The organism is Streptomyces sp. CBMA29, from assembly GCF_014596445.1.
GTDB lineage: Bacteria > Actinomycetota > Actinomycetes > Streptomycetales > Streptomycetaceae > Actinacidiphila.
In genome coordinates this window covers 1-10440 of sequence record NZ_MECL01000130.1, presented here as the reverse complement: position 1 = coordinate 10440, position 10440 = coordinate 1, and the positions used below count along the sequence as shown (strand labels likewise).

Sequence of the window (10440 nt, the reverse complement as noted above, 5' to 3'; positions counted from 1 at the left end):
CCCGACGCGCCCGCTGCCCGACCCGGCGGGCACCGGCCTGGCGGGCACCGGCCCGGACCCCGCGGACCCCGCCGCCGGTCACAGCGCCGGTACGGTCTCCGCCCACCTCCCGGTCCGCGCGCCCGCGCCGGGCCCTTCGGCCAAGGTCGTCGTACCGGTCCTCGTCGTCGCCGTCCTGTGCTTCGTCGTCGGCATCCTGGCCTTGCTGGCCTCCTAAGGGCTGTCCCGTAATCCGCGCAGAAACGGGTAACAGTCGCCCTCCAGGAGAGCGACTGTTACCCGCACCCATATAAGACGCCTGCTACCAGGCAGGCGGCGGCCCGTACCCCGGCTGCGGCGGCACCGCGTCCGCCGTCCGCGCCGCCCGTCGCCGGGCGGCGACGAACCACACCACGAGCGTGAGCAGCAGCACCGTCCCGGCGCCCATGGCACCGAAGGCGAGGAAGCGCAGCCCCGAACTGCCGGACGACCCGGACGACCCGGACGACCCGGTGCCCGAGCCGTCCGCCGCCGAGACGTCGTGCGCGCTGACGCCGATGTCGGCCGCGCCCGGATCACCGTCGTAGGCGGGCGCGGGCAGCGCCTCGCCCTTGACGTCCACCCGCAGGGTGACCGGCACCGCGCCCGTCACCGCCTTGGCGACGTCGGGGTGCACGGTGACCGCGAAGTAGTACCAGCCCGCGTACCGCACCCGCACCACATCGGTGGCGCTGCCCGCCCTGTTGGCGTACGAGACCGGCGCCAGCCGCTCGTTCAGCGAGGTCGGCGCGCCGGAGTAGGAGTGGTCGACGGAGTCGATCAGCTCGCGGACCGGGCTGTACGCCGTCAGCCGCACGCCCTGGCCGATGTACGTGGCGCTGTCGCCGTTGGCCGGCGCGCTGGAGAAGTCCGAGAAGACGGTGGCCTGCTGGCCCCAGTCGACCGGCACCTTGTAGAAGCGGGTCTCGCCCGGCAGCACCTTGTCCTTCCAGATGCCGGTCTTGACGGCCGCCGCCGTCTCGAAGCTGGGGCCGCCGCGGGCCTGCCGCGGCGTGCCCGCGGTCAGCGGGGTCGGCGACGCGGAGCCGAAGTTCGGCGCGGGCTGCGCCGTCGTCCCGGCCTTCAGCGCGGGTTCGAGGACGAAGCGCAGCTCCAGCGGCCACGCGCCGGGGTCGGACGTCCCCGCGCTCGTCCGGTGCACGGACAGCGTGTACTGGTTGGCCTCCTGGCAGGACGAGCCGACGCCCGCCAGCCGCGCGACCGCCGAGCCGATCGGCCGGGTCGCGTCGTCGTCGCGGAACTTGGAGTCCCGGCTGTCGCAGGTGGTGCCGTCCGCGCTCTGGAGTTCAAGCTCCAGCCCGTCGTTGTACGCGACCCGCGAGCCGGTCGGCGGCAGCGCGAAGGCCGACGCGTAGGCCGAGGACGTGGCGTCGAGCGTGATCCCGTACATCCGGGTCTCGTTCGGCTTGATCATGTCCCGGTACGTGGTCGCGGCCTTCAACGGCGGCGCGTCCGCCGTGGTCTCCGCCCCCGAGACGGCGGTGCCCTCCGGCTTCCAGGTGGCCGGGGCCTCGGTCGGGACCCCCGTGGAACCGGCCGAGGACGACCCCGACGTGGAGGACGGGGGCGCGGACGGTGACGCCGTGTCGGCCGCCGCCTGCCCTTGGAGCGCGGCGAGCGCGAGCACGCCCGCCGCCGCGGTGAACGTCAGTTGGCGCTTCATGCTCCACCCCTGTAGTTGTCGCCGGGCCGAGTCCCGGGCTGAGTGCCGGGCCGAGTGCCGGGCCGAGTCCCGGGCTGAATGCCGGACTGGGCGCCGACGTGAGTGCCGACCAGCGTGTCGGCCTGTGCACGGAACCGCTGACGGTCCCTGGCGCGGCGGATCAGCGCCGCCGCCCCGACCCCGGCCAGCGCCACGGCGCCGCCCGTCCCCGCCGCGAGCATGTCCTTGCCCGTGACCGGGCCGATGCCGGAACCCGCACCGGAGCCCGTACCGGAACCGTCCCCGGCGGCCCGGCCCTTCGTACCGCCGTCGGCGCCGCTCGCGCCGTTCTTGTCGCCGCCCTGCTGGGCCAGCTTCGGCGCCTGGTACTCGGGGCCCGCCAGCTCGTCGCCGGTGACCGCGACCCGCAGGATGACGCCGACAGCGGCGTTCTTGGCCAACTGCGCCGCGTTCGGGCCGAGTCCGACCGCGATCCAGTAGTCGCCCGCGCTGTGCACGGTGTCGGCCGGGTCGCCGACCGTCCAGCGGTTGGTCCAGGTCACCGGGACCGTACCGAGGCCGACCGACAGCGGCTTACCGAAGTACGAGCGCTCGCCGCGGGCGTCGGACGCGCTCTCGACCGGGAGCCTGCCGGGCGCGAAGGCCGAGGTGGTGACGAAGGTGGACGCGTGGGACGAGGAGTCGTCCAGGACCGGCTCGTTGGCGAATTCCGCCGCGTAGGTGAGCTGCTGGCCCCAGCCGAGGTGGACCTTGTAGTAGCGGGTCTGGCCGGGCAGCAGGTGGTCCCGCCAGACGCCGGCGCCGACCCGTGTGGCGTCGTTGAAGCCGGTGCCGCCGACGAGGTCCTTCGGCGTGCCGGTGACGGGCGCGGGCGCGGTCCCGTAGTCGGTCCGCGCGGCGGCCGGTGTGGTGCCCGCGGGCAGCGGCGCCTCGGCGTCCAGCCGCAGTTCGACCGGCCAGCGGCTCCGGTCGGAGGCGGGCGCGCTGGTCCGGTGCACCGACAGCAGGTAGCGGCCCGCCTTGTCGCAGTTGTCCTTGTGGTCGGCGGACGGCACCCGGCTGACCGCGCCGGTCAGCGTCATCGCGCCCTCGTTCTGCCCGAAGTGCGCGGACTGCGTGTCGCAGGAGTAGGCGTACGTGCCCGTCCCCGTGAGCTTCAGCTCCAGGCCGTCGCCGTAGGTGACCGGCACGCCCGGCTGCGGGGCCGCCGTGACCGACGCGTCGGCGGTCGAGACGCCGTCCAGCGTGGCCGCGTACCAGCGCGTCTCCCCGGGGCCGATGGTGTCGAGGTACTGGCCGGTGCTGATCGCGGCGGCGTGCTCCGCCGAGTCGCCGCCGGTGATCCGGGTGCCCTCGAAGCGGTACGCGTCCGCGCTCAGTTGGGAGGCGCGTACCAGTTGGCGGGCGAGCGAGGCGGCGTCCGGGGCGTCGTAGTACGAGCCGTGCCCGGCGCGGGCGACGCACTCCAGCTCGTCGCGCGCCGCGCCCTTGACCTGGAATCCGACCGTGTTGATCCGCAGGTCGATGCCGTCCTTGCCGTCGCCCGCGAGCCGCGCGGCCACGTCGCACGGCTTGGGCGCGCCGCAGTTGGACTCGCCGTCCGAGATCAGCAGGATCGTGCGCCGCCCGTCGGCGGGCAGGTCGTCGGCCGCCTTGGTGAGCGCGAGCGCCGTCGGGGTGTCCCCCTTGGGCTGTACGGCGTCCACCGCGCGCTTGACGGCGTCCCGGTCGAGCGGGGTGACCGGCGTGGCGAGCGAGGTGTCGTCGCAGCCGTGCGGCTTGCCCGCGCCGTAGACCCGCAGTCCGGTCGGGTAGCCGTCCGGCAGCGAGTCCACGACGGAGCCGACGGCCTTGCGGGCCGAGGCGATCCGGGTGCTGCCCGAGCCGTCGGGGCCCGCCATCGAGCCGGAGGAGTCCAGCACCATGATCAGACTGCCGTCCTGACCGGCGGCCGGGGCAGCGGGTGCTGCCGGGGCCGCGGCGGCGGTTCCCGCGCCGGTCAGCACGGTCGCGCAGGCCAGGAGCAGCACCCCGAGCAGCGCGCCGGCGGCGGCTCCCCGCCCCGGTGGTGGTCGTCGTTCCATGCCGTCACATCCCCCTCGCAGGACTTTTCGTTTGCAAGAGCAAACCTAAGGATTTGCTCAGGCAAACTCAAGCGGTTCCTGTCACGGTCCCGCAACAGCCGCGCAGGCCCGCCCCCCCCCGGCCCCCCTCCCCACGGCCCCCGGGAACAGCGAAGCCCCGGCGGCACTCACCCATGAGTGCGGCCGGGGCCCGAAGACAGTACGTACGGTTCACACGGTCGTGCTGGATCCCGCCGGAACCGTGTCGGTGGCTTCGGTCCACAGGTCCTGCTCGGCGCGGTCCGCCTGAATCTGTCGGTATACGAACAGTCCGGCGACGGCGGCCAGGGCGACCAGGAGAAACTTCTTCATCGCGTGACCTCCTCCTTGATTCCGTGGGGAGAGCTTCTGACGCGCCCGACTATACACAGCGGCCGATACCGAACGGTGACCTGTGCGGCCACTGTCTCTACCCTCAACAGCGCGGCTTCACACCCCCCGTACACACCGAAGGCCCCCAACCGACTTGCGGTTGGGGGCCTTCACGCGGTGGGGCTACCAGGACTTGAACCTGGGGCCTCTTCCTTATCAGGGAAGCGCTCTAACCGTCTGAGCTATAGCCCCGCGCTGCACCGAAAGATTAGCGCACCCTGGGCCATGTCCCAAAATCGGTATCCGCCGCCCCGACCAGCCGCCCTGACGGACGGCTACTCGTCCTCCGCCAGGGTCAGCTCGACACCGCCGACGAACCCCGCCGAGAGGTTGTAGACGAAGGCGCCGAGCGTGGCCAGCGCGGTGGCCAGGATGACGTCGATCACCGCGATCACACACGTGATGACCATCACCCGGGAGAGCGACAGGAACGACACCAGGTCGAAGCCGCCGCTGCCGCCCTGCTCGGACGTGGTGGCCTCGCTGATGGTGTCGCCGACGGTGCTGAAGACGCCGATCGCGTCCAGCACCATCCACAGCACCGCCACGGCGATGATCGTGCAGATGCCCAGTGCGATGGAGAGCAGGAAGCTCACCTTCATCACCGACCACGGATCGGCCTTGGCGATCCGCAGCCGCGCCTTGCGGGTGCGCGGCACCGACCGGGCCGCGGGCCGCGGCCTGCGCACCCCCGCGGCGGCGGGCGAACCCGGCGTCGGCGGAGGTGTAGCGGGTGCCGGCGGCGCGTACGCCTGCGCCGGCTGGTGCGGCGGCGGCTGACGCGTGTCAGTCACGGTGTATCCCCCCTCTTGCGGGCCGTTGAGGTTGGCCGAGCCATGGGCACCCCCGGTCCTGCCCGCCCCACCTGCGGCGCCCGTGGCTCCACTCACCGCTTACTCCTCCGGTTCACCGGCCACGGGCTCCAGGCCCGCGACCGCTCCGTCGTCCTCACCGGCTTCGGCCACGATGGCCGACTCCGGGTCGTCGTCCGCTTCGGCGTTCCGCGCGATGCCGACGACGGCGTCCCGCTTACCGAGGTTGATCAGTTGGACGCCCATGGTGTCACGGCCCGTCTCCCTGACCCCGTTGACCCGCGTACGGATCACCCCACCGCTGAGCGTGATGGCCAGGATCTCATCGGTCTCCTCGACAACCAAAGCGCCGACCAGAGAACCGCGGTCCTCCACGATCTTCGCCGCCTTGATGCCGAGTCCGCCGCGCCCCTGGACCCGGTACTCGTCCACCGATGTGCGCTTCGCGTACCCGCCGTCCGTGGCGGTGAACACGAACGTACCGGGCCGGACGACATTCATCGAGAGGAGTTCGTCACCTGGACGGAAACTCATGCCCTTCACGCCCGAGGTGGCGCGGCCCATCGGGCGCAGCGCGTCGTCCGTGGCGGTGAAGCGGATGCACTGCGCCTTACGGCTGACGAGCAGCAGGTCGTCCTCCGCGGAGACCAGTTCGGCGCCGATCAGCTCGTCGGAGGTGGCCAGCACAGCGCCCTCGCCGTCCGCGTCGCCGTCCACCGCGCCGGACTCGCGCAGATTGATCGCGATGACACCGCCCGCGCGCGGCGAGTCGTAGTCCTTCAGCGCGGTCTTCTTCACCAGTCCGGCCTTGGTGGCCAGCACCAGGTACGGCGCCGCGTTGTAGTCCTTGATCGCCAGGATCTGGGCGATCCGCTCGTCCGGCTGGAAGGCCAGCAGATTCGCCACGTGCTGGCCGCGCGCGTCCCGCCCGGCGTCCGGCAGCTCGTACGCCTTGGCCCGGTAGACCCGGCCCTTGTTGGTGAAGAACAGCAGCCACTGGTGGGTGGTGGTCACGAAGAAGTGGTCGACGATGTCGTCCTGCTTCAGCTTCGCGCCGCGTACGCCCTTGCCGCCGCGCTTCTGCGACCGGTAGTCCTCGGTCTTGGTGCGCTTGACGTAGCCGCCACGGGTGATCGTGACGACGATGTCCTCCTCGGCGATCAGGTCCTCCATGGACATGTCGCCGTCGAAGGGCACCAGCTTGCTGCGCCGGTCGTCGCCGAACTTGTCGACGATGGCCTGGAGCTCCTCGCTGATGATCTGCCGCTGCTTCTCCGGCGAGGCGAGGATCGCGTTGTACTCGTTGATCTTCTGCTGCAACTCGTCGTGCTCGGCGATGATCTTCTGCCGCTCCAGGGCGGCCAGCCGGCGGAGCTGCATCTCCAGGATCGCGTTGGCCTGGATCTCGTCGATCTGGAGCAGGCCCATCAGGCCCTCGCGCGCGACCTCGACGGTGTCGCTGCGCCGGATCAGCGCGATGACCTCGTCGATCGCGTCCAGCGCCTTGAGCAGACCGCGCAGGATGTGGGCGCGCTCCTCGGCCTTGCGCAGCCGGAAGCGGGTCCGCCGCACGATGACCTCGACCTGGTGGTTCACCCAGTTGCGGATGAACGCGTCCAGCGACAGGGTGCGCGGCACGCCGTCGACCAGCGCCAGCATGTTGGCGCCGAAGTTGGTCTGGAGGTCGGTGTGCTTGTACAGGTTGTTCAGCACGACCTTGGCGACCGCGTCCCGCTTGAGGACGATGACCAGCCGCTGGCCGGTGCGCGAGGAGGTCTCGTCACGGACGTCGGCGATGCCGCCGATCTTGCCGTCCTTCACCAGGTCGGCGATCTTCTGCGCGAGATTGTCCGGGTTGGTCTGGTACGGCAGTTCGGTGACGACCAGGCACTGCCGGTTCTGGATCTCCTCGACCTCGACGATCGCGCGCATCGTGATCGAGCCGCGGCCCGTACGGTAGGCGTCCTCGATGCCCTTGCGGCCGACGACCAGGGCGCCGCTGGGGAAGTCCGGGCCCTTGATCCGCTCCATGAGCGCGTCGAGAAGGTCCTCGGTGGACGCCTCGGGGTGGGCCAGGCACCACTGGGCGCCGTCGGCGACCTCGCGCAGATTGTGCGGCGGGATGTTCGTCGCCATGCCGACCGCGATGCCCGCCGAGCCGTTGACCAGCAGGTTCGGGAAGCGCGCCGGGAGGACCGTCGGCTCCTGGTTGCGGCCGTCGTAGTTGTCCTGGAGGTCGACGGTCTCCTCGTCGATGTCCCTGACCATCTCCATGGACAGCGGCATCATCTTGCACTCGGTGTACCGCATGGCGGCGGCCGGGTCGTTGCCCGGGGAACCGAAGTTGCCGTTGGAGTCCACCAGCGGCATCCGCATCGACCACGGCTGCGCGAGACGGACCAGCGCGTCGTAGATCGAGGAGTCACCGTGCGGGTGGTAGGTGCCCATCACGTCGCCGACGACGCGCGCGCACTTGTAGAAGCCCTTCTCGGGCCGGTAGCCGCCGTCGTACATCGCGTACAGCACGCGGCGGTGCACCGGCTTGAGGCCGTCCCGCACGTCCGGCAGCGCGCGCGAGACGATGACGGACATCGCGTAGTCGAGATAGCTGCGCTGCATCTCGGTCTCGAGCCCGACGGGCTCGATGCGCAGGCCGCCCGACTCGTTGCGCTCGTCCATCTCGGACGGGGGCACGTCGGGCACGGGGGGAACGTTGGAGGTGTCGTCGGCCATCGCTGTCGTTTAGTCCTTTCACACGGCCAGTGGGGGCCGACTCAGATGTCCAGGAACCGGACGTCCTTGGCGTTGCGCTGGATGAAGGAGCGGCGGGCTTCCACGTCCTCGCCCATCAGCACCGAGAACAGGTCGTCGGCCTGGGCCGCGTCGTCGAGCGTGACCTTGCCGAGCACCCGGTGGTCGATGTCCATCGTGGTGACCCGCAGTTCCTCGGCGTTCATCTCGCCCAGACCCTTGAAGCGCTGGATCGAGTCCTCGCGGATGCGCTTGCCGGCCTGCTTGCCGATCTCCACCAGCGCGTCCCGCTCACGGTCGGAGTACGCGTACTCGAAGTCGTCCCGGCCCCACTTGATCTTGTACAGCGGCGGGCGGGAGAGGTAGACGTGCCCGGCCTCGACCAGCGGCCGCATGAAGCGGAACAGGAAGGTCAGCAGCAGGGTGTTGATGTGCTGGCCGTCCACGTCGGCGTCCGCCATCAGGATGATCTTGTGATAGCGGAGCTTGGAGATGTCGAAGTCCTCGTGCACACCGGTGCCGAAGGCCGAGATCAGGGCCTGGATCTCGGTGTTCTGGAGGATCTTGTCGATCCGCGCCTTCTCCACGTTGAGGATCTTGCCGCGGATCGGGAGGATCGCCTGGTACTGCGGGTTGCGGCCGGACTTCGCGGAGCCGCCGGCCGAGTCACCCTCGACGATGAAGATCTCGCACTTCGTCGGGTCGTTGGACTGGCAGTCGCTCAGCTTGCCGGGCAGCGACGCGGACTCCAGCAGCCCCTTACGGCGGGTCAGGTCCCGCGCCTTGCGGGCCGCGACCCGGGCGGTGGCCGCCTGGATCGACTTGCGGATGATGTCCGCGGCCTCGTTGGGATTGCGGTCCAGCCAGTCGGTCAGGTGCTCGTGCACGACCTTCTGGACGAACGTCTTCGCCTCGGTGTTGCCCAGCTTCGTCTTCGTCTGACCCTCGAACTGCGGCTCGCCGAGCTTGACGGAGATGATCGCGGTCAGACCCTCGCGGATGTCCTCGCCCGCCAGATTGTCGTCCTTCTCGCGCAGGAACTTCTTCTCGCGCGCGTACCGGTTGATCAGACCGGTCATCGCCGCGCGGAAGCCCTCCTCGTGCGTGCCGCCCTCGTGCGTGTGGATCGTGTTCGCGAAGCTGTAGACACCCTCGCTGTACTGGGTGTTCCACTGCATCGCGACCTCGACGGACAGCAGCCGGTCCTTGTCCTCCGCCTCGATGTCGATGACGGTGGGGTGGATCAGCTCGCCCTTGCGCGAGTTCAGGTACTTCACGTAGTCCACGAGGCCGCCCTCGTAGTGGTACGAGACGGCGAGCGGCTTGCCCTCCTCGTCCACGTGGTCGGCGCGCTCGTCGGTCAGCGCGATCCGCAGGCCCTTGTTGAGGAACGCCATCTCCTGGAAGCGCCGCGACAGCGTCTCGAAGGAGTAGTCCGTGGTCTCGAAGATGTCGGCGTCGGCCCAGAAGGTGACCGTGGTGCCGGTCTCGTCGACCGCCTCGTTCTTCAGCAGCGGCGCCGTCGGCACCCCCAGCTTGTAGTCCTGCGTCCAGCGGTGGCCCTCGGTGCGCACCTCGACCGCGACCCGGGAGGACAGCGCGTTGACCACGGAGACGCCGACGCCGTGCAGACCGCCGGAGACCGCGTAACCGCCGCCGCCGAACTTGCCGCCCGCGTGCAGCACCGTCAGCACGACCTCGACGGCCGGCTTGCCCTCGGAGGGGACGATGCCCACCGGGATGCCGCGGCCGTTGTCCACGACGCGCACGCCGCCGTCTTCGAGGATCGTGACGTCGATGGTGTCCGCGTGACCGGCCATCGCCTCGTCGACCGAGTTGTCGACGACCTCCTGGACGAGGTGGTGCAGGCCCCGCTCACCGGTCGAACCGATGTACATACCGGGGCGCTTGCGCACCGCTTCGAGACCCTCCAGCACGGTGATCGCGCTGGCGTCGTAGGACTTGCTGGAATTCTCGTTGGGGTTGCCGGAATCGGCCACGAAGCGCCCTTTCTGGCACAGCACGAGCCGTCTCCCGCAGGGCGGGATCGGCTGCGTCTTCGACATGTTCCGCTGGTGTCCCCCTGTCTGCTGCCAGGGGAGGGCGGTCTGCCTATCAGTCTACCGGTAGCGCCGACATGAATGGGGCTTTGGCGGTACCTGAGTTCCCATGTGCCGTCCCGAACCGCCGCCGCCCGACTCCCTACACGCGGCCCTGGTGCCAAAACCGCTCACACGGGCGTCCAGGGCTTCCGGCTGTCAACCCCCGGCTACGCTGAGCAGGGTCGGCGCGAAGTCGCTACGGGAGCCGTACGAACGCGCCCCCCGCCGTACGGACACCGGCGCGTTCTCAGCCGTACGTGTCGCCGGGGCCGACGCTGCCGGGGGCGCGCAGCCGTCCGTACGAGCGGGCCGGGCCCGCGGGGCCGAGCACCTTGATCAGCTTCACCGTGCCGTGGCCGAGATCCGCGTTGAGCCGGGCCACCAGGGTCGGGGCCAGCAGCCGGAGCTGGGTCGCCCAGGCGGTCGAGTCGCACTGGACGGTCAGGACGGAGTCCTCCTCGTCGTACCGCGCGGGCGCGCAGTGCAGCGCCACCTCGGGGCCGACGAGCTGCGGCCAGCGGCCCATCACCCCGCCCACCGCGGCCGGGGCCTCCCAGCCGCGCTCGGTGATCAGCCGG

7 protein-coding genes, 1 tRNA gene and 1 pseudogene are annotated in these 10440 nt (G+C 70.6%); 1 reads left to right on the top strand and 8 read right to left on the bottom strand.

All coding sequences use genetic code 11. The features are described 5' to 3' along the window. Positions 1-217 (top strand): annotated as a pseudogene (locus BGM09_RS18345) (serine/threonine protein kinase); the annotation flags it as partial. An 84-nt stretch (positions 218-301) separates the two neighbouring features. Here the strand turns inward: BGM09_RS18345 and BGM09_RS18340 are convergent. The 8 genes from BGM09_RS18340 to BGM09_RS18305 form a co-directional block, all read right to left on the bottom strand. Next, a complete protein-coding gene (locus BGM09_RS18340; protein ID WP_188282704.1) occupies positions 302-1702 on the bottom strand; it encodes a hypothetical protein in 1401 nt (466 codons plus the stop codon). Beyond that, positions 1699-3786 carry a vWA domain-containing protein gene (locus BGM09_RS18335; RefSeq protein ID WP_188282703.1) on the bottom strand — a complete coding sequence of 696 codons (2088 nt, stop codon included), beginning with the start codon at positions 3784-3786 and terminating at the stop codon, positions 1699-1701. The genes BGM09_RS18340 and BGM09_RS18335 overlap by 4 nt, the downstream gene beginning before the upstream one ends. Positions 3787-3996: 210 nt before the next feature. Then, complete coding sequence (locus tag BGM09_RS18330) at positions 3997-4137, bottom strand: DLW-39 family protein (protein ID WP_223187219.1); 141 nt, start codon at positions 4135-4137, stop codon at positions 3997-3999. 178 nt (positions 4138-4315) lie between these two features. Then, positions 4316-4389 (bottom strand) — tRNA-Ile (locus tag BGM09_RS18325). 83 nt (positions 4390-4472) lie between these two features. Next, positions 4473-5087 carry a DUF3566 domain-containing protein gene (locus BGM09_RS18320; protein WP_391042007.1) on the bottom strand — a complete coding sequence of 205 codons (615 nt, stop codon included), beginning with the start codon at positions 5085-5087 and terminating at the stop codon, positions 4473-4475. Positions 5088-5090: 3 nt separating this feature from the next. Continuing rightward, positions 5091-7742 (bottom strand): DNA gyrase subunit A, encoded by a 2652-nt coding sequence (gene gyrA, locus BGM09_RS18315; protein ID WP_188282700.1) that lies wholly within the window; start codon positions 7740-7742, stop codon positions 5091-5093. Between the two features lie 41 nt (positions 7743-7783). Beyond that, positions 7784-9784: a DNA topoisomerase (ATP-hydrolyzing) subunit B gene (gyrB, locus tag BGM09_RS18310; protein WP_188282705.1), complete on the bottom strand. Its 2001-nt coding sequence runs from the start codon at positions 9782-9784 to the stop codon at positions 7784-7786. A 325-nt stretch (positions 9785-10109) separates the two neighbouring features. Then, positions 10110-10440: DUF721 domain-containing protein (locus BGM09_RS18305; RefSeq protein WP_188282699.1), on the bottom strand; the 331-nt coding region annotated here is incomplete at its 5' end.

What these genes read in the sequence shown, in the direction of transcription:
- gyrA (WP_188282700.1), bottom strand. Translation starts at nt 7,742, where the DNA reads ATGGCCGACGACACCTCCAACGTTCCCCCCGTGCCCGACGTGCCCCCG.
- BGM09_RS18340 (WP_188282704.1), bottom strand. Translation starts at nt 1,702, where the DNA reads ATGAAGCGCCAACTGACGTTCACCGCGGCGGCGGGCGTGCTCGCGCTC.
- BGM09_RS18335 (WP_188282703.1), bottom strand. Translation starts at nt 3,786, where the DNA reads ATGGAACGACGACCACCACCGGGGCGGGGAGCCGCCGCCGGCGCGCTG.
- BGM09_RS18330 (WP_223187219.1), bottom strand. Translation starts at nt 4,137, where the DNA reads ATGAAGAAGTTTCTCCTGGTCGCCCTGGCCGCCGTCGCCGGACTGTTC.